The sequence below is a fragment of the Salicibibacter cibarius genome (assembly GCF_016495725.1).
In the GTDB taxonomy this organism is placed as follows: Bacteria; Bacillota; Bacilli; order Bacillales; family Marinococcaceae; genus Salicibibacter; species Salicibibacter cibarius.
In genome coordinates this window covers 4,173,096-4,196,897 of sequence record NZ_CP054705.1, presented here as the reverse complement: position 1 = coordinate 4,196,897, position 23,802 = coordinate 4,173,096, and the positions used below count along the sequence as shown (strand labels likewise).

General features: G+C 41.6%; 20 protein-coding genes and 2 pseudogenes. 19 read left to right on the top strand and 3 right to left on the bottom strand.

Annotated elements, in window-relative coordinates:
- Positions 1–20 precede the first annotated feature (20 nt).
- The 7 genes and pseudogenes from HUG15_RS21110 to HUG15_RS21075 all read left to right on the top strand — a co-directional run bounded on the left by HUG15_RS21110 (position 21) and on the right by HUG15_RS21075 (position 5,622).
- Entirely contained in the window at positions 21–1,004 is a 984-nt protein-coding gene (locus tag HUG15_RS21110) for a toprim domain-containing protein (RefSeq protein ID WP_200125532.1), read from the top strand.
- Positions 1,005–1,051: 47 nt separating this feature from the next.
- Complete coding sequence (locus tag HUG15_RS21105; RefSeq protein ID WP_200125530.1) at positions 1,052–1,243, top strand: hypothetical protein; 192 nt, start codon at positions 1,052–1,054, stop codon at positions 1,241–1,243.
- A 197-nt stretch (positions 1,244–1,440) separates the two neighbouring features.
- Positions 1,441–1,563, top strand: a complete 123-nt coding sequence (locus HUG15_RS23445) for a hypothetical protein (RefSeq protein WP_281393570.1) — start codon at positions 1,441–1,443, stop codon at positions 1,561–1,563.
- Positions 1,551–2,265 (top strand): annotated as a pseudogene (locus HUG15_RS23800) (DUF1670 domain-containing protein). The gene HUG15_RS23445 and the pseudogene HUG15_RS23800 overlap by 13 nt, the downstream one beginning before the upstream one ends.
- Entirely contained in the window at positions 2,262–2,915 is a 654-nt protein-coding gene (locus HUG15_RS21085) for a DUF1670 domain-containing protein (RefSeq protein ID WP_200125523.1), read from the top strand. Before HUG15_RS23800 ends, HUG15_RS21085 begins: the two are co-directional and overlap by 4 nt.
- A 476-nt stretch (positions 2,916–3,391) precedes the next feature.
- A complete protein-coding gene (locus HUG15_RS21080; RefSeq protein WP_200125521.1) occupies positions 3,392–4,147 on the top strand; it encodes an IclR family transcriptional regulator in 756 nt (251 codons plus the stop codon).
- 353 nt (positions 4,148–4,500) lie between these two features.
- Positions 4,501–5,622 (top strand): IS4 family transposase, encoded by a 1,122-nt coding sequence (locus HUG15_RS21075; protein WP_200125136.1) that lies wholly within the window; start codon positions 4,501–4,503, stop codon positions 5,620–5,622.
- Positions 5,623–5,712: 90 nt separating this feature from the next.
- Here HUG15_RS21075 and HUG15_RS21070 read toward each other — a convergent pair whose 3' ends face one another.
- Positions 5,713–7,050, bottom strand: coding sequence for an IS1380 family transposase (locus tag HUG15_RS21070; RefSeq protein WP_200125519.1), 1,338 nt, complete (start codon positions 7,048–7,050; stop codon positions 5,713–5,715).
- 172 nt (positions 7,051–7,222) lie between these two features.
- On the opposite strand from HUG15_RS21070, the gene HUG15_RS21065 reads away from it, so the two are divergent.
- From HUG15_RS21065 to HUG15_RS21040, 6 genes are all read left to right on the top strand, one after another.
- A complete protein-coding gene (locus HUG15_RS21065; RefSeq protein WP_211202297.1) occupies positions 7,223–7,738 on the top strand; it encodes a 3-isopropylmalate dehydratase small subunit in 516 nt (171 codons plus the stop codon).
- Between the two features lie 63 nt (positions 7,739–7,801).
- Positions 7,802–9,067 (top strand): 3-isopropylmalate dehydratase large subunit, encoded by a 1,266-nt coding sequence (locus HUG15_RS21060; protein ID WP_200125515.1) that lies wholly within the window; start codon positions 7,802–7,804, stop codon positions 9,065–9,067.
- Positions 9,068–9,413: 346 nt separating this feature from the next.
- Positions 9,414–10,394, top strand: a complete 981-nt coding sequence (locus HUG15_RS21055) for a Bug family tripartite tricarboxylate transporter substrate binding protein (protein ID WP_211202296.1) — start codon at positions 9,414–9,416, stop codon at positions 10,392–10,394.
- A 126-nt stretch (positions 10,395–10,520) separates the two neighbouring features.
- Positions 10,521–11,009 carry a tripartite tricarboxylate transporter TctB family protein gene (locus HUG15_RS21050; protein ID WP_200125511.1) on the top strand — a complete coding sequence of 163 codons (489 nt, stop codon included), beginning with the start codon at positions 10,521–10,523 and terminating at the stop codon, positions 11,007–11,009.
- Between the two features lie 20 nt (positions 11,010–11,029).
- On the top strand, positions 11,030–12,529 hold the full coding sequence (locus tag HUG15_RS21045) for a tripartite tricarboxylate transporter permease (RefSeq protein ID WP_200125509.1): 1,500 nt from the start codon (positions 11,030–11,032) through the stop codon (positions 12,527–12,529).
- 712 nt (positions 12,530–13,241) lie between these two features.
- Positions 13,242–14,174 carry an isocitrate lyase/PEP mutase family protein gene (locus HUG15_RS21040; protein ID WP_200125507.1) on the top strand — a complete coding sequence of 311 codons (933 nt, stop codon included), beginning with the start codon at positions 13,242–13,244 and terminating at the stop codon, positions 14,172–14,174.
- Positions 14,175–14,877: 703 nt separating this feature from the next.
- Here the strand turns inward: HUG15_RS21040 and HUG15_RS21035 are convergent.
- Positions 14,878–15,279: a nuclear transport factor 2 family protein gene (locus HUG15_RS21035; RefSeq protein ID WP_200125505.1), complete on the bottom strand. Its 402-nt coding sequence runs from the start codon at positions 15,277–15,279 to the stop codon at positions 14,878–14,880.
- Positions 15,280–15,894: 615 nt separating this feature from the next.
- Here HUG15_RS21035 and HUG15_RS21030 point away from each other — a divergent pair.
- Positions 15,895–16,938, top strand: coding sequence for an IS30 family transposase (locus HUG15_RS21030; protein ID WP_200125503.1), 1,044 nt, complete (start codon positions 15,895–15,897; stop codon positions 16,936–16,938).
- 439 nt (positions 16,939–17,377) lie between these two features.
- Here the strand turns inward: HUG15_RS21030 and HUG15_RS21025 are convergent, their stop codons facing one another.
- On the bottom strand, positions 17,378–18,037 hold the full coding sequence (locus HUG15_RS21025; protein WP_200125501.1) for a GntR family transcriptional regulator: 660 nt from the start codon (positions 18,035–18,037) through the stop codon (positions 17,378–17,380).
- Positions 18,038–18,252: 215 nt separating this feature from the next.
- Here HUG15_RS21025 and HUG15_RS21020 point away from each other — a divergent pair, with 215 nt between their 5' ends.
- The 5 genes and pseudogenes from HUG15_RS21020 (at position 18,253) to HUG15_RS21000 (ending at position 23,739) form a co-directional block, all read left to right on the top strand.
- Positions 18,253–19,134 (top strand): hydroxymethylglutaryl-CoA lyase, encoded by an 882-nt coding sequence (locus HUG15_RS21020; protein ID WP_200125499.1) that lies wholly within the window; start codon positions 18,253–18,255, stop codon positions 19,132–19,134.
- Positions 19,135–19,164: 30 nt separating this feature from the next.
- Positions 19,165–20,576, top strand: a pseudogene (locus HUG15_RS21015) (hydantoinase/oxoprolinase family protein); the annotation flags it as partial.
- 21 nt (positions 20,577–20,597) lie between these two features.
- A complete protein-coding gene (locus HUG15_RS21010; protein WP_425504065.1) occupies positions 20,598–21,224 on the top strand; it encodes a hydantoinase/oxoprolinase family protein in 627 nt (208 codons plus the stop codon).
- A complete protein-coding gene (locus tag HUG15_RS21005) occupies positions 21,224–23,146 on the top strand; it encodes a hydantoinase B/oxoprolinase family protein (protein WP_200125495.1) in 1,923 nt (640 codons plus the stop codon). Before HUG15_RS21010 ends, HUG15_RS21005 begins: the two co-directional genes overlap by 1 nt.
- The gene (locus HUG15_RS21000) at positions 23,143–23,739 is read left to right on the top strand and encodes an isochorismatase family protein (RefSeq protein WP_200125493.1); all 597 of its coding nucleotides are present in this window, start codon (positions 23,143–23,145) and stop codon (positions 23,737–23,739) included. The genes HUG15_RS21005 and HUG15_RS21000 overlap by 4 nt, the downstream gene beginning before the upstream one ends.
- Positions 23,740–23,802: the final 63 nt, after the last annotated feature.

Below are 23,802 nucleotides of genomic sequence, written 5' to 3'. Positions count from 1 at the left end.
TAAAAAGGAGGGAATACGGTATGGGAGGCCGTGTCCGTACAGATCAAGTGGAACGTGCCAAACGTGTGGATCTATTAGACTACTTGGAGGCGAAAGGCGAAACCTTTAAGAAGGAAGGTCATTACTACCGGAATACAGAGCATGATAGTTTAATAATCCGTGACCAAATGTATGCGTGGAACTCGAGAGGCAAAAAAGGTGCCGGCGTCATTAACTTTGCGCAGATGTATTATGGCATGTCTTTCCCAGAAGCCGTTAGAGATATTACGAACAGCAATTATAAAGAAAAGGAACGGCCGCCATCGGAAAAAAAATCGGCTGAACCCTACCGATATCCTGTTCACTACGAGGAGAGCGATACGACGCGGATGCATCAGTATTTAACCCAGGATCGAAACATCCATCCAAAAGTGGTGGATTGGTTGGAACGAAAGGATTATTTGGCCCAAGACAAGCGAGGAAACGTCGTTTATAAGTGGAAACAGCAAGGAGAGGTCATTGGTGCCGAGCGGCAAGGCACGCAACCGACGGCTCGCAACGGCGATTGGTTTAAAGGCATTGATAAAAATAGTCAGGGAAACGCCGGTTTTACCTTTGATATTGGCAAACCGAAAACGCTTTATGTGTTTGAGAGTTCCGTCGATGCTTTATCTTATTGGAGTGAAAAAAAGGGAGACATTCAAAACGCACGCATACTTTCCATGTCTGGCTTAAAACGACATACGGTGAGTGCGGAAATGAACCGGATGAACAAAGATGGCTATCCGCCAAAACAAGTTATTATTGCCGTGGACAATGATGCATCCGGCCGTGATTTTGCGCACGGATTAAAAGATGTACTGCAAAACTATATCAATCAGGACGGAGAGCGGGTTGGCAAAATCGATTTACCCAAGGAAAAAGATTGGAATGAACAGTTACAAAAAAATGTGGCCATCGAACAGCAGCGATTGAAAGAAGCTCAACCGTCCCAAGTCAAGGATACGGAACTGGAACGATCATAGAAATCTCTATGCGTGGACGATGACGAGCGATGAAAGGAGGAGGGAGCATGACAGACGGAAGTACGAACATCAATATTTTTCTTATTGGCCTTTATTTTATTCACCTTCCCATTGGCCATGACTGGTCTTGTGTGGTGGATGAGAAATTGGATGAAACGTCGTCGAGAGAAACAAGCGTTTCAACGAGTGATTCGGAACGGCATTCGTTCGATCGATCGCATGGACGGCCATCAAATTGAGTGCTTTTTAGGCTAACTGTTTAAAGGATTAGGTTATCGATCCGTGAAAGAAACGAAACGTTCCAATGATTTTGGGGCGGATTTGGTGATGAAAATGAGTGCATTTGTCCGCCCAAAATGACGTTCGACACTTCCGGACAAACTTACTAAACTAGTAAGTAAGCAGCGGGAGTTGAGAACACGGGAGGACAAATGAGATGGAAAAAGCCATTTACAAGCGCCTTGAGTCTAAATCAAGAGGCAGCCAACTGTTTGAAACCTTAACGCATCAATTTGAATTTTCCCCCAAGACCGCCGAAGCGAAATCATGGAAACAGTGAAAGAGAAATATGAACTTCATCGTTGGGATCTTGATCGAGAAACGGATCCTGGCCAGATCAGCCGACAAGTGATTGCCGTTCATGCCAAGCACGGGCCACGCTTGAGAAAACTTCCCATGGCGACAGTGGTTTTAACCTTGGACAGCGGCAAAGAAGATCAGGATGTTCGCCGCATTCACGGGACAAAATCGTTGCGACACATACGCATCATCCGCATCACGGAAGAGGCACTGGACCAAGGTGGGATTCTCACCCAAGAAGGCCTCTCAGACCTACTCAGCGTGGATGTCCGCACCATTCGCCGAGACATACAGGCACTCTACCCAGCAAAAGGTTCGTGTGCAAACGAGAGGCGCCTATCATGATATTGGCCCCACCCTTTCGCATAAGGTCTGGATTGTCGGCTTGTACTTGCAGTATCTCACGTATTCTGTGATTGCCCGGAGGACGCGCCATTCGATCTCAGCGATCAAGCGTTATTTAAGAGATTTTGGCCGCGTGGTCACCTGCTCAAAGAAAGGGTTAACAGCTGCTGAAACCGCGCACATGGCAGGGATTTCCGAGCGCTTAGCCAATGAATATGTAGCGCTATACCGAGACTACAACATTCCGGAATATGCCGATCGGATTGAAGATCTTGTGACGTCATCCAACCCTTCCGCCCCCATGGCGAAAGGAAAAAAAGGGGCGCCGAAGGCATGAAGAAACAAAAAGCCACCCAGAGCGGTTTTGCCAAGCGTACCTTTCGCAGCGCCTTGATGGAAATGCTGGAGTCCGAATATAAACTGATCGGCAGCCATAAGGTTATTGAATTGATCGCGGATGATATTTGTCAACTACGGGATGAATTTTACCCGATGCGCCATGAAACAAGCTTTGGCAACCTGACCTGGATCACCACCTCCAGCGAAAATGAAAAACCGAAACTCGGTCAAAAAATCGAAGACTACAAAGCGCAGCGCATCGACTTGCCGTTGGTGACCGAAGAAGACCTGAAAAAAGCACAAAACGGGATCAGGCACGGATTGTCCGGCTCATTAACGCCGCCTTTGAACAAGGAGGGCGGCTCCTCTCTTGAAGAGCTGTCGCTCATGGTCAACCGATCAACGCTTACGGTCTCTAAGCGCATTCAAGAATATCAGGAAGGGCATCAAATCATCCTTCCGATCAAGGGCAACCAGTTAGATATCGGTCCCGGCGTGACGCACAAGAAAATCATCATTGAGCTCTATGAGCAACAAGTGCCGCCCCCTGATATTGCGAAGCGCACGCATCATAGCCTAGAGGCGGTCGACCGATATATTAAGGACTACGACAAGGTCAAATTCCTCGTCCGCAGGAACATTGATTAAGGCGATATTAGCCACCTCACAGGGCGAGGAAAGAAGGTGATCGACCAATATATCGCGATTTTAAAGAGACATCATCCAACACTTTTTGCGGACAAATGTCCGGACCATAATGAAACAAGCACAGGACATTTAAAGCCGGACAATAACCCTGAGTGAGAGGCGGAAAAATGTCCTGAAAGTAACCACGATCGACCTAAAAGGAATAAAACGGAAAACGAAATCAAGGGAGCATCCCTGCGAATGAAAGAGCTATTAACCGGACAAATGTCCTGAATGTAAATGTACGCTTTTATCTATTTGAATACATTTTGTGAGGGAACAGCCGCTTTATTTTTTTTGGATCGAACCCTAAAAAACGTTACAGAGCAAAAATTCCAAAATATTTAGTGTTGACAGATTATAAAGAATGGTATAAACTTTTTAATAATAGAAATGGAATACCATCTTGTATAATGGAATGAACGGAGAGCATATGCATGGAATCAAAATATGTTAATTCAGTAAGTAGAGCCATAGATATCTTATATTGTTTTGATTACGAAACACCATCTTTGAAGCTAAGCAATATTAGTGATAAAGTCCAATTATCTACGAGTACAGTTCACCGTTTACTTTCTACATTGGAAAAAAAGCAAATGGTCATTCACGATCAGCAAACTCAAGAATATTGTTTAGGCCCAAAACTGTTGTTGCTGAGTGAAGTTTTTTTAGAGAATATGGAGATACGTAAAATAGCATTGCCCGAATTGAGAAAGTTAAACAAAGAGACAAATGAAACAGTAGAACTTAATATTGTTGAAGGGGGTGAGAGGGTATGTATAGAACAGCTTCCAAGCACTGAAGTCATTCGTAATTTTGTAAGAGTAGGGTCACGTAATAGTTTATTTGAAAGTTCATCCGGAAAATCTTTGCTAGCTAACATGGAATATGAAGAAATAAATAAGATAATAGAAACAGAAATAGGCTTATTTCCCCACATTACTGAACACAAACTTAAACAGGATCTGGATGATATTAAATCACAAGGATATGCGGTGTCAATAGAAGAAAGGATACCTGGAGCATTTTCAGTGTCTGCTCCTTTAAAAAATCATAAGGGAAAGCTTATAGCCGGGATAACAGTTGCTGGTCCAATGCAAAGATACAATGAGGCAAACCTTTCAAACATAATAAAATATTTACTTGTTAGTTCTCAAGAAATTTCATGCAAATTAGGCTATAAGAGCGATTAGTAATTATTGATTGCGGCGAGCTCTACTGTTGGGTTTAGTGTGCAGTCATGGATGTCTGAAAATTCATCCAGTAAGGATACGGTGATTAAATTGCTCAATTGAAACCTGATTCCGTGATGAAACGATGAAAGGTGCCGAATTTCAGAGAATCGGATGAGATGTGGCGTTTAACAGCAGAAAAACAGGACTTTATTCATGATTTAAGGACATTCCTAACACGGAACATATATTTAATAATATATGTATAGGAACAGGCGCGTTGATTAGCCAAAGTTATCCAAGCAAATGACTTAAAAAAATGAAGGCATCACTATGACCATAAAGGTAAACCCTACCAAAGGAGTGATGCCTTCATGGGACAATCTAACACACTTTTAAAGGTTTTTAAATCCTTCGTGTCGATGGAAGAAATCGAGAACATTCTTCGTTCACATGATTACCAAGAAGTCGGGCGAAAATGGCTGGGAACCGATCAAATTTTCTTTTGGCTATTGGCGTCAAGTGAACAATGGCAAAATTACCGTGAAAGCGAGAACAAACTCAAAATTGATCCGAGCCTCAAAGCCGTTGATCACACGACGTTATCGACAAAAGCTAGCATCCTTCCTTATGAAGCCGTCAAAGAGATACTGGAGCTTTTAGGTTCCCGTTTCAATCGGGAAACTCGTCGTTCCATGGACTTGCCGGTTTCGTTGGCAGCGCTGGATTCAACGACGATGACCGTAGGCGAAAACCGGCTCCCATGGGCGCCTTATCACGGGAAACGTAACGGCGTTAAAATGCATACATTTTTCCGTGTGGATACGCTGCTTCCGATCCAAGTGGAGGCTTCCAAAGGATTGACGCATGATGCGGCTGTTGCTCATTCATTTTCGCACCAATTGATCACATCTGTTCGAGACCGCGCCTATGCCACCATCCGTGATTTCGATAACCTTGAAGACGAGGACAAAGGCTTTGTGATCCGCTTGAAAACGTCCATCTATACCGAAGAGCGGGAGCCTATCCCACGTGTAACGTCTGAACATTCCAGAGTTTTCGATGATTATTCAGCGAAAATAGGGAAAGGGAAGAAGCAGTCCAATCACCGGTTTCGTATCGTTTGTTTTTATGATGATGAAGGGAATACCCTTCGGGTGGCCACAAACCTCAGCACCCTTTTTGCCGAAGATATCGCCGATCTCTATAAGGCACGCTGGCAGATCGAGCTTTTTCACCGCTTTCTCAAACAACACTTGAATCTGAATCACTTCTTTGGAACGACGCCGAATGCGGTCTATGGGCAATTATTTTGCGCCATCATGGTTTATATGGTCCTGCGATTTTTATACAACCAGCTGGCACCTGTATGGCGGATGACCCGGCGTACGTTCATTCAATTTGCACGGGAATTGATCCTTGGTACATCACCATTGGAAGTCAAAGACACCTTAGCTCAATTTCTAGATGACAGGAAGAACATGACACCTACGTAAGTAATTATATGGAATTTAATGGTAAATCAACGCGCCTGGTATAGGAATTATATCCGTTAAGACAAGTGGGCCAAACGATGGGTTTATCTGTCACAATTGAAATTGCTGGTAGAGGCGTTGAAAACAATGATGCCAAGGATTGTGTTTACTGATTTTTAGATAAAGCTGTCTAGCATGCTGAACGAATTTGCCGGCGAACATAACCATCTGATCAATGACGGTTTTCAAGCGACGGCGAAAGACCTTCTTTTTCACGGGCATATCGTCACCTTTTAATGCTTCCTGACCGATACTCCGTAAAAGATTATAGACGAAGCAACCCAATATTAAAATCATTTGGTTAGTCGCAAATTTCCCGGAGGGAAAGCGTTCAAGATCCATATCCGTTTTCAGCTCACTATGAAATTGTTCACACGTGCCGTGCTGATGATACAGCTCGATGGTTTCGTCCACAGGAAGATCCATGGAAACCCAGTAACTGTCACAGGTGACCTCCGGCACGAGAAGCATTTGACCGTCTCGGGTCATCGTTCGTTCCACGACCTGATACACTTGCCACGTCGAGTTTCCTTGGCTGTTTCTCATTTGAATCTTCCCGGTGTACATGGTTTTTCCTTCTCGAGGCTCAGTAGCTGTCCCCTGTTGTTCGGCAATAGCTAACCAAGCTTCAGGTGTTTCTTGGCGGAGGTTACGCTTGATGATATAGTCCACGCCCAGTTTTTCGCAAATCTCCCGATTCGCAGCGGCGTCATTGCCTCCGTCGAGACGAAGAAGGAGGGACGTGCCGGTGACCTGTTGGGCTGAGGTCAAGGCCTTATGTAAAAAGGCAGGCGTGCCCTTTTGGACATGATCTTTGCCATTCCGGAGTTCAGAATGAATCACATAGCCTTCTTGGCCCATGTAGGCAAAGCCCGGATTATAGCCATCAACGCCTTTATACGTGCGACTGACGCCTTCTTTGTTGGTGTCGCTGTTGTCAAAAGGCGAATGATCGGCGTCGACGGTTACTCTCTCTTCGCCATTTGAAAGCGACGTGGCGGTGATCGGGGAGTCCAGCTGTTGAAGAAAGCGTACATTTTCTTTCCCCAGTATTGAAAGCGTTTCGTCATGGCGGGCGATCTGATTCATCCGTTGGCGAAGTGTCGCCTCGGAAGGTGTATGTTCCAGCCCTAAAGCCGTTTGAAAAAAAGGATCTTGCCGATAAGATTCGATCCATCTAAAATCATTTTTGCCCTGGGCAAGCAAACCGATATAAGAAGCGATCGTATCCCCATGCGAAATCTCGGCGGTATCCGTGAGCCCCTCCATCGAAAGAGCTGAAAGTTGAGCGTGAAGAAAAGTCCGTTCCAATAAAGCACCGATCAACGGAAGCCCGCTCGTCGGTAAAATATATTCATCCGTTAGTTGGATATTTAATTTCCCTGTCATGCTTTCACCTTCCGGGTGTTAAAGTTGAAAAGCGTTCATGCTTATCTACCCCTATTTTATCAATGTTTGAGGTGAATGAAAGGGAATCACGTCACGGAATCAGGTGAAAGTTATATATCCAATTTTAATCACGATGTATAAGGTTAGTCAGATAAAAAAGGAGGAAGTAACTTTGGAGGGGAAAATGAAAGGTAAGATATGGAAGTTTGGTAATAATATTAATACTGATGAAATGATGCCGAATATTGCATTTTTAGAATCATTAGAAGGACAAAAAAAGTTGGTCTTTGAATCTATAAGACCTGGTTGGAGTTCCCAGGTCCAGGAAGGAGATATTATTATCGGGGGAGAAAATTTCGGGACAGGATCTAGTAGGCCAGGCGCAAAATTATTAAGAGAATTGGGAGTAGTTGCTATTATAGCAGACTCTCTCAATGGATTATTTTTAAGAAATTGTGTGAATTTTGGGGTTGTCGGACTTTCTTGTCAAGGTATTAGTTCTTCTTTTGAGGAAGGAGAGATTGCTGAAGTTCACCCTTATGACGGAGAAATACTGAATGTTTCAAAGAGGAAAGTGCACCAAGCAGAAATATTACCGGAAAAGTTAGTGAACTTAGCGTTGAAAGGAGGAATAGAGCCCCTTCTTGAAAGTGAAGGATATTTAAAGAAAACGACGAATGAAAAGTGAAAGTATAGAGATAGAGTAAGCACGTTTATAAAAATCATATGATTATTGAAAGGAGAATAGTCAATGGGCATGACTATGGTGGAAAAGATCCTAGCTAAGGGATCTAAAAACGAAAAAGTTGTACCGGGTGAAATAGTAACGGTAGAAGTAGACACGTCTGTTCTATTGGATTTATCTTTTTCGGACAAAGGCCGACGGAGTATACCTGAAAAAGTTTTTGACCCAGATAAAATTGCTGTTGTACTAGATCATGCAATACCAGCTCCAAATGTCCATACTGCTGATGGACTACAAAACGCAAGAAAATTTGTCGAAAAATTCGGTATTGAAAAATATTATGGAGAAGGAAGGCATGGAATCAGTCATCAATTAATGGCTGAACTTGGTTTTACGCTTCCCGGAACCATATTAGCATGTTCTGATTCTCATACCTGTGCAAGTGGGGCGTTTAATTGTGCGGCAAGAGGAGTGGGCTCTCAGGAAATGCTTTATGTAATCTGTAAAGGAGAAACTTGGTTTAAGGTATGTCCAACAATAAAGTATGTGTTAGATGGCGAATTGCCTGAAGGTGTCTACCCAAGAGATATTATCCATTATATCGCCGGAGAGTATGGTGACCATGTTGGCCATAATGTTGAATTTGTAGGCTCGGCTGTTGAAAAAATGGATATGGCTGGAAGGCAAACTATCGCAACAATCAGTGCAGAACTTAGTGCGGAGTTTGCGATGTTTGAAGCGGATGATAAGACAGCTGAATATCTTAAGGAAAGAACGGATGAAAATTTTGAACCTGTGTTTGCTGATTCAGATGCTGATTATGCCGACATTCGCACTATAGATGTTAGTAAGTTAGAGCCTATGATAGTGATGCCTCATTTTGTGCCGAACAATGTGAAACCAATTTCAGATGTAAATGAAGAAATAACAATTGATCAAGGTTTCATTGGTTCCTGCGCTAACGCTAGAATCGAAGATTTTCGAAGTGCTGCTGAAATTTTAAAGGGTCAAAAAGTTCATCCGAATGTTCGCTTAATTATTACACCATCCTCAAGCGAAGTGATGAAGCAAGCTTCTCGAGAAGGATTGCTGGAAATCTTTATGGAGGCGGGAGCAGTAACAACTAACTCTACATGTGGGGCCTGTTATGGAGGTCATATGGGTGTGATAGGTAAGGGAGAGCGTTGTTTAACTTCAAGTACCAGAAATTTTAAAGGACGAATGGGAAGCCCGGACAGTGAAGTTTATATGGGATCCCCCGCGACTGTTGCAGCATCGGCTATAGCTGGGTCAATACATGATCCCAGAAAGAGTTTATCACTACAGGTGTAAACGTAAACGCTTTTAGTATGTTTTGTATGTCAAAATATAGATAAACAGGTGTGATGTTTGACCTTACAGTTTTATTTTTCGAAATTTGTCGCATAACAGCCTATTATTTTGTATTAAGAATCCACACACATAATTCAAAACATTATTGTTAAGATCTATTAAGCCAACATTTTAACGTTTGGGGATCGATAAGTCAGTTTTCATCATTAACAATCCAGAAACCTTTCTTTCCTTAGAATGGAAACATTTAATGAGAGCAATCAACGTAAATGTGGGAGGAAAACCAAGGGAGGTCTCTGAAAAAAAGGAAAAGGGGGCAATAAATATGTTGCTAAGAGGGAGGATGATGATATCTATTGTTATGTCATTATTTCTCGTTGCTTGTGCTGATAGTGAAGAAACAGATGCGGATGCGGAAGATCAAGAATGGCACACGGACGAATTAACTTTGGTCGTTCCTTATGACACAGGGGGATCTGCTGATCGCCAAGCAAGAGCATTAGCTCCGGTGTTAGAAGAAGAGCTAGATGTTCCAGTACTTGTGGAAAACAGAGAGGGAGGAGCGGGAGCTACGGGCACAATGGCTCATTTGCAAAACGATCCTGATGACGGTTCCTATATTATTTATCAATCTCATCCTCATTTTGATTCAGGCATTGTAAGAGAGGCAGGATTTGAATTTGATGATTTTGATTTCTTGGGAAAGACGCATGAATCACCCATCACTCTTTTTGTCAATTCTGATTCAGAATATGATGATTTTGAAAGCCTGATTAATACAGTGGAATCGAATCCTGGTGAAATAAATTATGGCATGATGCCTAGCTCATGGTCCGATATTACAGCTCATGTGTTTCTTGATGAGTTTAACTTAGATGCTAGAGGAGTTCCTTTTGACGGAGGCGGGCCGCTAAGAACTGCTTTAGTATCTGAAGAAACTGAATTCACATTTTCAGATATTGAAGGTATGCTGGCAGGCGTCGGAGATGATGCTAGAGGTTTAGTAGTATTTGTTAGTGAACCTAGTGACCATGATCCTGATATGCCTCTTGCTAATGATTTGATGGATGAAATGGGCCTTGATATTGAATTTCCGGACATGGCAAATATGAGATCCATTCAAGTGAAAAGCGATTTTCGAGAACAGCACCCTGAACAATGGGATATTTTAGTTGAAGCTCTTGAAAATGCCGCTACGAGTGATGAATTTATCGAGTGGGGAGAAACCCAAGATATGAATATAACTTGGTCAGGACCTGAGGAAGCGCATGATCAGTTAGAAGAGGCGCACGAAGTCATTTTGGAGTATGCAGACGTTATTGAGTAACAGGAACAGGGGTTTCCTGAATATCAGCACATTAAGTATTAATTCCCAAAAGTCTTAGGCTGGAAACCCCTTATATTTAAGCAAATGATTGAAAGATACGTGAATAACTTCATAAGGAGAACCAAAATGAAGCAAAGAATTGCTAGTTTAATTTTATTACTGTTTTTCCTTTCTTTCGGTTTAGTTTATTATTTAGACGTACGGACACTTCCTGAATTCGAGGAAAGGCTAATTATAGACCTTTTATTCTGGTTATTAATACCTCTTCTAGCATTGGAAGCTAGCAAAATAATTTATGGAATTATTAAAAACAAAAAATGTGAAAAGAATGGCAATGTTACTAAAGGAAGCAAAGTAGGTATTAGGACGCTTTTATACAAATTGGCTTCTAATAAACAATTTGTTTTGGTAGTATTTTTAGTTTTTTATCTTTTAATAATTCCATATCTTGGATTTTTTGCAACCTCACTCATTTTCTTAGTGACATTAAATTTATACTTAGGGAGCGCTAAGATTAAAGAATTCTTGTTTATCCCCCTAGTGACTTTAGCAGTATCTTACTTTGTATTTGTTTTCTTTTTAGATGTTAGATTACCCAGTGGCTTTTTATTCTGAGCAAAAAGGGGGATAATTAATTGGATTTAAATGCATTGTTAGATGGTTTTGATTTATTAATGTCTTGGACTGTTGTTTTGTTTATCATCTTAGGATTGATTTTAGGTATTCTATTGGGTGCATTACCTGGAGTATCTGGTGTATTGGGTATCGCCCTCATGTTACCACTTACTTATAATATGGCTCCCATAGACGCTATTATGTTTCTAACTGGGATCTTTACAGGATCCGTTTATTCTGGCGGAGTTACGGCTACTTTGTTAAACATACCTGGGTCTGCTTCTGCAGTAGCTACTACTTTGGATGGTTATCCAATGACAAAACAAGGTAAGCAAAATGAAGCATTAGGGATAGGTCTTGCTGCTTCAGCAATTGGTTCTTTTCTTGGCTATTTTATCATTTTATTTGCTATTCAACCCATAGGCCAACTAGTGTTGCAGTTCGGTCCACCAGAAATGTTACTTGTGATAATGTTTGCTCTTTCAGTGATTGGTATTATAAGTGGGAGCATGTTACGAGCATTAATAGCAGGTGTAGTGGGATTATTGCTAGGCACGATTGGAGCTACAGCTTTTGGGCGTCCAAGGGGGAATTTCGGTATAACAGAATTATATGAAGGTATTGAGATTGTTCCAGCTTTGATGGGATTGTTAGCTATTTCTGAATTGTTTTTTCTCATATCAAAAAAGTCAATTGTTGATGAAAATGTGTCAGTGCAAAGAAATTTTAAAGATTTTCTAAAGGGTATGCTATATACATTTAAAGACAAAATAAATGCATTTCGTTCAACCCTTATTGGGATTGGTATAGGCTTATTACCAGCAGCGGGTTCAACAGTAGCCGCTTTAATAAGTTACGGTCAGGGTAAAACTCATTCAAAGCGAGGTGAAAATTATGGTAACGGAGAACCTTCTGGTGTAGTATCGGCCGAAGCTGCAAATAGTTCATCCGAGGGCGGAAGTATGACTACAATGCTAACCCTTGGTATCCCAGGGGGGAGTGCTACCGCTATTTTATTGGCTGCATTTATGGTGCACGGTTTACTTCCCGGTCCATATTTGATTAGAGATCATATGGATATGACATATGCGGTCATTGTAGGAGGTGTCTTTCAAACCTTCTTCTTAGTAATAATCGGTATAATATTTGTATGGTATTTCAGTAAAGTTATTTTGGTACCTTCAAGATTATTAATCCCTATTATTGGAGTTCTAGCTATATTAGGAGCCTATTCAATTCGAGGTTTATATATAGATCCTTTAATAACACTAATTTTCGCAATTGTTGGTTTGGTTTTACGAAAATTAGAGTATCCTGTTATTGCTCTTTTATTGGGATTGATTTTGGGTTCGATCGTTGATGGAGAGCTTGCGCGAACTATTGTAATGTATGAAGGGAGGTTTGAGTATCTATTAACCCGTCCGATTTTTGTGACTATGTTAGTTTTAACAGTTATTATGTTCTGTGTACCTTTGATACGAAAAAGATACGGAAAAAGCATAAGCGAAAATGAAAATTAGACTGTGCCCATGGTGTTGGACGCAAAATGATAAAAAAAATTAAACCAGCCGCGTTAAATTACCACATAATTCCTTAAAAAGTTGTCATGTTTTTTCTTTCAGATAGAAATTGAGCCAAGGTATCCGCGATTTCCAAGGGCAGTGTGCCAAGGATCAATTCCCGCGCAAATTGAATGAATGTACGTCGGGTCGTCTTCCATTCGGGAGATAACTGATTGTATAAAAATCTAAGGATTATATAAACGATGATGGCGCAAAAAAGCTGGCCCTAGACCGCATTCGGTGTCTTTCCAAAGAAGTGTATCAAGTTTAAGTGTTGTGTGAGAAAACGGTGAAAAAGTTTGATCTGTCAGCGTGCCTTATAAAGATCGGTGATATCTTCGGTAACCACCCGAAGGATATTCTCTTCATCATCATAAAAACAAACGACACGAAACCGATGGTTGGATTGCTTCTTTCCTTTCCGATCTTTGCCGAGTAATCATCTATGCGGATCACAAAGCCTTTGCCGTCGTCTTCAAGATTATCGAAATCACGGATGGTAGCATAGGCCCGATCTAGAACAGACGTGATCAATTGTTGGACAAATGAATCAGGGAACGGCCGCGTCATGCGTGGGAGCAGATTTATCTTAAAAAATCAATCAAATTTCGTGTCTTGGCAAAGGAATACATTACAAATTGCAATGAATATTAAATTGGAGTGATATATAATGAAAAAGAAAAGTGAAATGTTACGAGAACAGTTGAAAGAAAATAAACCATTGTTTATACCGGGTGCTTTTAATGGCATGTCAGCTCGTATTCTAGAAAAAGTCGGTTTTGATGCAGTATACATGACAGGGTATGGAACATCATTAAACTTATTAGGAATGCCTGATGCAGGTTATGCTACAATGACAGAGATGGTTATGAATGCTAAATATATGAATAATTCCATTTCTGCACCTTTAATATCAGACGCTGACACTGGATATGGAAATGCACTTAATGTAAGACGCACTATTACTGAGTTTATACAGGCAGGTGTAGCGGGTGTTCACATTGAAGATCAAATCATGCCTAAAAGGTGTGGGCATGTAGCAGGTCGACAGTTAGTACCGATTGAAGAGGCAGTAAGTAAATATAAAGCAGCGAATGATGCTCGTAATGAATTAGATCCTGACTTTTTACTTATAGCAAGAACGGATGCTCGAGGTGCTTATAATGGTGGCATAGATGAAGCGATTCGCCGAGGAAATGCTTATGCTGAGGCAGGGGCAGATGTCATTTTTATAGAAGGTCCTACTTCTGAAGATGAAGTCAAAACCTTTTGCAAAAAAATTGATAAACCTATTTTGTATAATAGTGCAGGAGTTTCCCCTCGCATAAGCCTTCAACGTTTGGGCGAAATTGGTGTCTCTATGGTTATATTACCAGGAGCAACTATGAGAGTAGCAGCAGAGGCTATGTTTGATTTCGCTACGAAATTAAAACAGGAAGGAGTATTAGTAGAAAAAGAATGGAAAGAAGGTTTTGAATCTAACCACCCCATTGGTGATTTTCATGATTTTGCTGGTTTTTCGGAAGTTAAAAAACTGGAAGAACAGTATCTGACAGAAAGTGAACTAGATAAATATAAAAATTCTATTGGGTTCCAACCTTAGAGCCTTTGCCAAAATAAAAATGGAGCTTGGAGGGGAGCATCACTAAAAAGTGTGTTCCCTATTTTTTGTGCTCTTACGCTCTTTTCTTATTCGAACAGGGACTAAATATGAATATTTCCCTAAAAAGGACATACGCATCCTGTCTTCACAAATGACCGTTTTGCAAGCTACCTGTGGATACACATAAGAACATAAACGCGTCTGTTAGTTATCCCAATGCGAATAACTTTGCTTTATATGGCTTTTTCCAGCCACCATTCGACAAATGATTTGGATTTTCTTTTTTTTATCGCATTGTCGATTCTTGTCTTCCGTAATTGTTACAGAACCTATATTTTTAGTATAGACGGGTTTATAGACAACCTAAAGCATTATTCTTCGTTATTCCCCCGATGTCTATTATACGGTCGAATAAAAAGAGCAGCAACAAGCTTTTGGAGTTCTTGCTACTGCTCCAAATGGATGCTATTTCCTTAACTAGTAATACAAGGAGGGTGAACGTTGTATACCTTGCTGGTCCTTGGTCATTAATCTCGAGTTTTGCAGGGTGTTTTTTTGGGTTCCATTTTTCTTAATGTCTCAATCGCTATATCAAAAGGGATCTTCCATACATCACTGATTCAAAGCTTTTTCGAATGGGAAATTCGTCAACCTGAAAGAAGTAGTCCATTTGAATGTCATTTTTGGGGTAGCTCAATTACTCTTAAATCTTTTTACCTCCTAATACATTTTGGCCTAACATGTAAACGTGAACTTCCTTGAATTTTCCGTTTTCCAGATAAAAGAAATTACTATTAGTTTGATAAATCTCATTATTATCAGGCGATATTAACTCCACATTAAATTGAGATGAAATAGACTCGTTAGGTTCGTCTACAACATGTTTAAAATCTTTATGGATCATTTTATTTGGAAAGCTTTTAAAAAGTTCTTCAAACATTTCCCTTATTTCTTCTTTCCCATGGTGTTTTGCCGGTTGTGCTGATCTAACTATAAAAGTAGCATCATCAGAAAAACACTCTAAAACTCCTTCAATATCATAAGCATCTACACTTTGAAAATATTTTTTCTGCGCCATATTTATCAAATAATCTCTTTTTTGCACAAAATCACTCCTATATAATTTATTAGTCTATCGGCATTCACCATGTGACAAGGGATTTATTGACGAACCCAGCTTTCCCCTTATTACTATTATTGGAATTTTCATTTTAAACCGACATTTATATCTGCACGACAGGCACCAAGGTTTTGTTCTTGAAACAATTTTAGAGTGTTATTGGCGATCGATCATCCACTTGAGTACGGAACCCATGTCGTCACGTAAGCCTACCGGCGAAGCAAACTCACCTGAGATTGTCGCGCCCGCAGCATGTATTGATATGGCTGTCATCTCATCTATTCCCAGCTCAACTGTAATGACGACGGGTGGAATAGCTCTCGAGAGAAGTTCACTTCCATGCCTTTCAGGGACTAAAGATAGAGTGCTCCTTTGCTCGAATCACCTCCTCAACTTATTCCGATAGGGCTATTTTATTTACATATAGTCAATATAAAAGCGCATTCATTATTTGTCAATAATTTTTATAATTAAACGAAAATATTGGAACCAATGGTTCATTGTAAAATGAAATGCAACACGTAAATAAAACACAAAACCATCGTGAGACCGTGTATCATTAATGTCACCTACAACACGTAACACACGGAGGTCTCAACGATGGCTAACACTGATTGTACCACAACCCGACGTACGTTTTCACATTTATCCGAGACAAAGCGAGGGGAGTTCTCCGCTTATCTCAAGATGGGGCTGTCTTTACGAACCATCGCAAAGAAAATGGGCCGCCATGTCAGCACGCTCTCCCGCGAGAAAAAACGGGGAACCGTCCAACAGATGGATACGAACCGAAAACCGTATGAAACGTATTATGCGGATGCCGGGGCGCGTGTGTATCAAGACCATCGTCAAAACAGCGGATGTCCTTCTGTGCGCCCCAAAGCTTCTGCGTTTCTAGCATTCGTCGAGCAGAAAATCTTGAAGGACAAGTGGTCGCCTGATGTCGTCGTGGGTTACGCCCGTAAATGCCCAGAGTGGCAAGGTTCCTACATTCCCTGCGCCAAAACCCTTTACAACTGGATCGATGCCGGGCATTTAACGGTCATCAATATGGATCTGCCGCTCAAGCTCCGGCGCTCACCCAAGAAAAAACGCTCGCGTCAAAACAAGCGCGTGTACGGGACAAGCATTGAGGAACGCTGCCCATCGGTTGATACCCGAGAAACCATTGGACACTGGGAAATCGACACAGTGATCGGGAAGAAATCGAACGATGAAGCCCTCCTCACCTTGGTCGAGCGGAAAACCCGTAAAGAGCTTATAACGCGTCTCGAAGGGAAGGATGCGTCTTCGGTCGAGAAAGGGCTACAGACCTTATTCGCTCCCTATCAAAAAGACCATTCTCGCGTATTTAAGACCATCACAGCAGATAATGGATCGGAATTTAGTGAACTGGATGCTCTTGGGAAACAAGCGGGGATAGCTATCTATTTTTCCCACCCCTTCGCATCATACGAGCGAGGCTCCAATGAGCGCCACAACGGACTGATCCGACGATTTATCAAGAAAGGCGAAGCGATCCATTCGTACACGGACGAAAAGCTGCAAGAGGTAGAAGCATGGATGAATGAGCTTCCGCGAAAAATCTTAGGCTATGAAACGCCCGATGACGTTTTTGCGCGAGCTTTCTCCGGGGCGGGCTAGCCCGCCCCGGAGAAACCCCGGAAACCCTGTGCCACGGTCTATGATGGAAGTGTTGCATTTAACATTGCAATTCACGTATTGGAACCAATCGGGACGATTCCCAATTTTAAACGCATAGATTAGGAACATAGAATATTTGACCTTGCTCCACATTCCAGTGGAAAAGCACAACATACCTTTACCCATAGATTCCAATGGCGCATACACCATTATAAAAAGGGTGCTTACACCCAGGGATGTAAGTAGATCGATATCAAGGATCATCCGATCGACATGCAGTCGACGCCACCTTGTAAATGATATCGTCATGTTTCCCTGTAAAGGATCCAAATCATACTGCATGTAATGACCGGAGCAAGCATAGGCAGAAGCTTTTGAATCACTCATTAGCGTAGTTTTTCTCCTGTTGTTTCTGTGTCGAGTTTCCTTCGATAATGGCTTAGCTGTTATATTTCATAATTTCGTTAAAATGATGGAGCACATGATTGCGCCCATGATAAATATGTGATGTCATTAGCGTTTTAGCTTCGTCCATATCTCTTCGTTTAATGGCCGATTCAATATTTATATGTTGTACGACGGACAATTTGATTTCTTCATTTGTATACCAGTAAAATGATTGGTATACAAGCGGCAATGCTACAACTGAAGAGAGCACAGTGCTAATTTGATTATTATTAGACATCTCCAAAATAATGTCATGAAATAAGCGGTTGGCTTTCATGACTCCTAAAATCGTTTCTTCGTTTTTATTCTCTAAGCATTGCTGTACAGCCATCCTGTATTTTTCATTGGCATCACGAATCAATCCTTTATAACCTTCTATATAATTGTAAGCAGCTAAAGAAGCGGCATAACCTTCAAGCAACCCGCGCAAATTGTAGGCATTTAGGATGTCATCCTCTGAATAATTTTGAACGGCAGAACCTCGATTTTGATAATAAACAACAAGATTTTCCACTTCGAGTTTTTTTAACGCTTCTCGTACAGGTGTACGACTTACGTTTAGTTCAGATGAAAGTCTTTCTTCTCTTAGTTTTTCACCTGGTTTTAATTCGCCATTGATAATCGATCGCTTTATCCTTTCATAAGTGTTCATTGGTATCTCCTCCTAATTGCATACAATAAAAATATTAAAAATCTTCCTATACTTCATTGACATTTCTCTAATATCTATTATAATAGGAATAAATAAAAAGTGAATAGAGTGGAAAGAATAATTTTTCGGAAAAATTGTATACAATGCAGATTTTTACGATGGTAGCTGATTCAACTATAGAGTAAGATTATATATTTTTTAAGGGGGGTGTTTATGTGATAGAAATTTGCGAGGTTGGCCCTCGTGATGGTTTACAAAATGAAAAAATTCGTCTAACCATCGAAGATCGTGTAGAGATGATCAAAAAATTACAAATGTCAGGGATTAAAAAAATTGAAGTAGCATCTTTTGTTAATGCAAAGGTAGTCCCGCAGATGGCGAATGCAGAGGAAGTCATACAGGCAATCCCTCGTCAGGACGGTGTTCGATACGCTGGCCTTGTTTTAAGTCCCAACGGAGTAGAGCGGGCATTGGCCTGTGATCTTGATGATATTCATGTCGTGTTGGCAGCTTCGACAACGTTTAATTTAAAAAACGCCCGACGAACCACCGATGAATCTCTTAAGCAATTAACTCCTTTAATCGATCAGGCTAAAACAAAAGGGCGTTGCGTTGTAAGCACAATTGGAAACGCTTTCGGATGTCCCTTTGAAGGCGAGGTGCCTTTTTCTCGCGTTTTGAAGATTGCTGAAGCGTTTCTTGAACATGGTGCTGATCAAATTACTCTTGCTGATACAACAGGAATGGCTGATCCGAAGCAAGTATTGGAAAACGTCAATCGGTTTAATCAATATTTTCCAGAAACAAAGCTGGGACTTCACTTCCATAATACGAGAGGGTTAGCGTTAGCAAATGCATATGCAGGGTTTCAGGCCGGGGTTCGATCATTTGAGTCAAGCATTGGTGGATTAGGCGGGTGTCCCTTTGCTCCAATGGCTGTCGGCAATGTTTGCACGGAAGATCTCATCCATCTTTTCAAGCAAATGAATGAGGAAACCCCAGGTGATCTAAACCAATTGGTAGATACGGCTGAATGGGTGGAAGGCAAAGTAGGGCATCGTTTAGACGGACTTGTCATGAAAGCAGGTCCTGCTTAATGAAGTATTCATTTTTTCAAGGAGGGTTTTATGTTGAAGCATAATGTAGGAATAGACGTGGGCGGGACTTTTACAGATGTTTTGTTGGCTAATCCTAAAACCGGTCAACTTATGATAGAAAAAGTGCTGTCAACACCGGAAAATCAGTCTCAAGGCGTAATGAACGGTCTGGAAAAGGCGTGTAAAAAAGCCGACATCCCGTTTTCTGATATAAATCTTTTATTTCACGGAACAACAGTCGTAACAAACATGATTTTGGAAAAAAAGGGTGCACGTGTTGGGTTTTTAACAACAAAAGGACATGAGCATATTTTACATTTGGCACGTGCCTGGACGCCGGGCCCCCTTTACGGATGGATGGCATTAGATAAGCCGGAGCCACTCGCGGATCTGATCGACACCTATGGAATGAATGAAAGAATAAACGCTCAAGGAGAGGTTACTCAAGCGTTAAACGAGGCGGCTTGCCGTGAACAAATAGAGGAACTCGTGGAAAGTGGCGTTGAGTCGATGGCGATCGCGTTTCTAAACTCTTATCTTAATCCGGAACATGAAAAGTATGTTCGTAATCTCATTAATGAAATGTATCCGGATCTTCCCGTGTCGATCTCATCCGACATTGTGCCGGAATATGGGGAGTATGAACGGGCGCTTACCACCGTAATTAATACTTACACGCGCCCTCAAGTCCTGAATTATTTAAATCGCTTGGAATCTTCTCAGTCTGAAAAAGGATTTGATGGGCAATTAAACATCGTTCGTTCTGATGGTGGGACGATGAGCGCTAAAGCCGCGACTGAACGCCCTGTCGATATTTCATTTTCAGGGCCTTCCGGTGGTGTCGTTGGTTCTTCGTACCTTTCTGAATTAATCGATGTCCCCAATGTGTTAGTCCTTGATATGGGAGGAACCTCCACAGATGTTTCACTCGTTATTGATAAAGAAGCTACTGTCAAACGGGACGTTCGTATCGGTTATCACGAATTCAAATCTCGAACAGTCGATATTCACAGCGTTGGAGCCGGAGGGGGATCGATTGCTCATCTTTCTAAATCCGGAACACTTCTTGTCGGACCGAATAGCGCCGGTGCAGACCCCGGGCCTGCTTGCTACGGAAACGGGGGACAGAACCAACGGTTACAGATGCAAATGTGGTTCTTCATCACATTCCATCTGATACAAAATTGGGAGGTGATTTTGAACTCAGCGAATCAGCCGCCAGAAACGCTGTCAAGACCATTGCTGATGAACTAGATCTTACGATTGAAGAGACTGCGCAAGGGATTCTTGACATCGCAAATGAAAACATGCACTCAGCATTACGTGTCGTCAGCGTGGAAAGAGGTTATGATCCAAGAGAATTCGGGCTTGTTGCGTTTGGTGGAGCTGGACCAATGCATGCCAATGCACTCGGCGGGTTGATTAATGCATTCCCGGTCATTATTCCGCCTACCCCGGGTGTCATGAGTGCCTTTGGGTTTCTATCTTCAAACATTCAGAACGAATTTGCTGTAACGTATTTAAAAATCGCCGAGAAAACTCCTATGTCAGAATTAATGGCACTTTTGAAAAAACTTCAAACGGAAGCAACCCAGTGGCTGGATGATGAAGGCGTACCGGCAAACTTGCGCCAATTCGATTTTTTCGTTGATTGCCGTTATTATCTTCAGAATATCCAAATTCCTTGCCAAGTGCATTTGGAAGAGCTGGAGGGAAAAGGGTTTGAAGTTTTACGGGATCAATTTGAGCAAGAACATCGAAGACGATTTGGATTTGATTTAAGCACTTCAATTGAAATGGCAACGGTTCGTGTCGTTGGAAAAGGAACGATTGAAGGCGTCTCTTTAACAGAAGAAGAAATGACCTTAGAAGATAACGATCCCCCTGTAGAACGAAGAGAAAATGTTTATTTTACCGGTAAGGAAACCGATACACCGTTGTATAACCGCAACCATTTAAAACCAGGCCAAGTTGTCATTGGGCCGGCTGTCATCTTACAAGAAGACAGTACAGTTGTGATTGAGCCAGGATACCGTGGAAAGATTGATGAATTTAGGAATATTTTAATTGACAAGGAGGTTGCTGAATAATGAGCGTAAACCAATCGCTTCCTGATTATGTTCGGGAACATAACATCGACCAGATTACGTTGGATATTATTGAAAACGCTTTACAAAATATTCGCTATGAGATGGATCGTGTACTGGTTACGACGGCGGTGAGTCCAATCATTCGAGAACAGGAAGATCAATTCCCGTTAATTACGGACAAAAAGGGAAGAATGGTCGTGGGCCAGTTCGGGAGCGCCATTGATACCATTTTAGAACATTCATCCTATGAAATTTCTGACCTGAAAGACGGCGATGTCATTGCTTTGAATGATCCTTACATGTGTGAAGGTACGGTTTCTCACCTTCCTGATTTTCTCATATTAAAACCGATCTTTTTTGAAGACAAACTGATCGGCTATTCATCGCAATGGGGTAACTTGATGGATGTTGGCGGTAAGACGGAAGGAAGTATTCCAATTAGTGCCCGGAGCGTTTTGGAGGAAGGAATACGTATGCCTCCGGTAATGCTTTATAAAGAAGGAACGTTGAATGAAGAACTACTGAAAATGTTTACGCACAATACACGTTTACCCGAACAAGCCGAGGCTGACATTAAAGCCTTAGTTGCCGGTACAACCGTAGGTGCTGAACGCGTGAAAGAATTATGTCAACGGTTTGGCAAAGATGTCTATATGGAAGCATGTGACGCGATCTTGGATCGGACACGTTCAGGAGTCATCGACTTGATTTGTACTCATTTGCCTGATGGTAAAAAATTTGAATTTGAGGATTATGCGGATGACGACGGACTTGGATATGGACCGGTTAAGTTAAAATTAACCATGTACCGCGACGGTGAAGTACTAAATTTTGACTGGGCTGGTTCTGACCCTCAAGTGCAGGGACCGATCAATTTTTACCTTAATCCCGAGATGTTTAAGATGTTTGGCGGAATATTTTTGATTATGGCATATGCGCCCAATCTTGTATTTAATGACGGTTATTACGATGTAATTAACGTGAACATTCCGGAGGGGTCGATACTTCGCCCTGAATATCCAGCACCTCTAAGCAATCGTCTTGTCGTAATGGCTCGACATTTTGATGTCCTGCAAGGTGTATTTTCAAAAGCGCTTGATTCGTTTTCGGTCTCAGGGAGTTACGGAACCAGCCCGAACTTCGTATATGCCGGAAAAGATTCAAACGGGATGCCATTTCAAACGATGGAAATCCTCTATGGTGGTGTACCTGCACGTCCAATGGGTGATGGAGTAGACGGACACTCTTGGTGGCCGGAGTTCCGAGCGGTATCTGCTGAGTATATGGAAAAATATTATCCCTTACAAATAAATGAGTATCAAGCGAATATAGACTCCGGCGGATCCGGAGAATTTAGAGGAGGAAATGGTATAAAGAAAACGTACACGTTCCTTGAAGATGGCCATATAACTTTTCAGGATGACAGAGCACATACCTATCCATTCGGAGTGGAAGGTGGTAAGCATGGTGCTCCATCACAAAAATTATTGATTCGAAAAAAAGATGGTTCGCGGGTCAAACTGCCTTCAAAAGTTGAAAATGTCCCGGTTTTTAAGGGAGATCAACTGATTTTTATTACTGCCGGTTCCGGCGGCTTAGGGGACCCATTAAAGCGTGATGCTGAGCACGTTGTTAAAGAAGTTCGTCGCGGTTTAATTAGCAAGGAGCGGGCATTAAACGGTTATGGTGTTGTGATAAATGAAGACGAAACGCTAAATCCTGCAGAAACGGAAAGAAAAAGAAATGAGCTAACCAATCAGCAATCAGGAAATACACAACTGTTTGATAATGGGCCCATTCCTGAGATTGAAAAATTAAGAACTGAAATTGCAGATACGCGAAGAAGCTTTGACGCATGGCTTTCGGATGAGGATGTTTCAAATGCTGAGAGCGCTATGAAATCGGGAGTATCCAAAGAATGAGCAAGTTGATAACACAGCAGGGTGGATTTGGACAACATCCAGCTATTGTAGTCGTTGATGTTATCAAAGGATTTACGGATCCTTATTGTGAATTAGGTTCTAACTACACAAGTTTGCTCATGCAATTGAAAAAACTTTTGCAATCAGCAAGAAAAAAGAGTTACCCTATTTTTTTTACGACAGTGGTGTATGAGAATGAGGCTGAGGGTGGGCAATTTATTAAAAAAGTTCCGTCCTTGCGGGTGTTGACATCTGAATCTGAATGGATTCAGGTGGACCCTCATTTAGATCGTAATCCGCAGGAACCGCTGTTAATGAAAAAATATGCTAGTGCCTTTTTTGGCACGTCCCTCTTCTCTATGCTTACAACACAAGGTGTTGATACTGTCATTGTAACTGGTGTTACCACATCAGGTTGTGTGCGTGCGACAGCAGTGGACGCATTACAATATGGTTATAAGGTAGTTATACCAAAGGAGTGTGTTGGAGACCGAATGCAAGAACCGCATGAAGCCAGTCTATTTGATATTAATAAAAAATACGGCGACGTAGTTACAACAGAAAAAGTACTGCATTATATGGAAAATAATTAGGAGAAGAGGTAGTAGTGGTAACTTCTGTTTTATATGAATCTTGTCTAAATCATTACCTATAGA

Excerpts from the sequence above, each read along its gene's own strand:
- HUG15_RS21110 (WP_200125532.1), top strand. The coding sequence starts at position 21 with ATGGGAGGCCGTGTCCGTACAGATCAAGTGGAACGTGCCAAACGTGTG.
- HUG15_RS21105 (WP_200125530.1), top strand. The coding sequence starts at position 1,052 with ATGACAGACGGAAGTACGAACATCAATATTTTTCTTATTGGCCTTTAT.
- HUG15_RS23445 (WP_281393570.1), top strand. The coding sequence starts at position 1,441 with ATGGAAAAAGCCATTTACAAGCGCCTTGAGTCTAAATCAAGAGGCAGC.
- HUG15_RS21085 (WP_200125523.1), top strand. The coding sequence starts at position 2,262 with ATGAAGAAACAAAAAGCCACCCAGAGCGGTTTTGCCAAGCGTACCTTT.
- HUG15_RS21080 (WP_200125521.1), top strand. The coding sequence starts at position 3,392 with ATGGAATCAAAATATGTTAATTCAGTAAGTAGAGCCATAGATATCTTA.
- HUG15_RS21075 (WP_200125136.1), top strand. The coding sequence starts at position 4,501 with ATGGGACAATCTAACACACTTTTAAAGGTTTTTAAATCCTTCGTGTCG.
- HUG15_RS21070 (WP_200125519.1), bottom strand. The coding sequence starts at position 7,050 with ATGACAGGGAAATTAAATATCCAACTAACGGATGAATATATTTTACCG.
- HUG15_RS21060 (WP_200125515.1), top strand. The coding sequence starts at position 7,802 with ATGGGCATGACTATGGTGGAAAAGATCCTAGCTAAGGGATCTAAAAAC.
- HUG15_RS21055 (WP_211202296.1), top strand. The coding sequence starts at position 9,414 with ATGATATCTATTGTTATGTCATTATTTCTCGTTGCTTGTGCTGATAGT.
- HUG15_RS21050 (WP_200125511.1), top strand. The coding sequence starts at position 10,521 with ATGAAGCAAAGAATTGCTAGTTTAATTTTATTACTGTTTTTCCTTTCT.
- HUG15_RS21040 (WP_200125507.1), top strand. The coding sequence starts at position 13,242 with ATGAAAAAGAAAAGTGAAATGTTACGAGAACAGTTGAAAGAAAATAAA.
- HUG15_RS21030 (WP_200125503.1), top strand. The coding sequence starts at position 15,895 with ATGGCTAACACTGATTGTACCACAACCCGACGTACGTTTTCACATTTA.
- HUG15_RS21025 (WP_200125501.1), bottom strand. The coding sequence starts at position 18,037 with ATGAACACTTATGAAAGGATAAAGCGATCGATTATCAATGGCGAATTA.
- HUG15_RS21010 (WP_425504065.1), top strand. The coding sequence starts at position 20,598 with ATGAGTGCCTTTGGGTTTCTATCTTCAAACATTCAGAACGAATTTGCT.
- HUG15_RS21005 (WP_200125495.1), top strand. The coding sequence starts at position 21,224 with ATGAGCGTAAACCAATCGCTTCCTGATTATGTTCGGGAACATAACATC.
- HUG15_RS21000 (WP_200125493.1), top strand. The coding sequence starts at position 23,143 with ATGAGCAAGTTGATAACACAGCAGGGTGGATTTGGACAACATCCAGCT.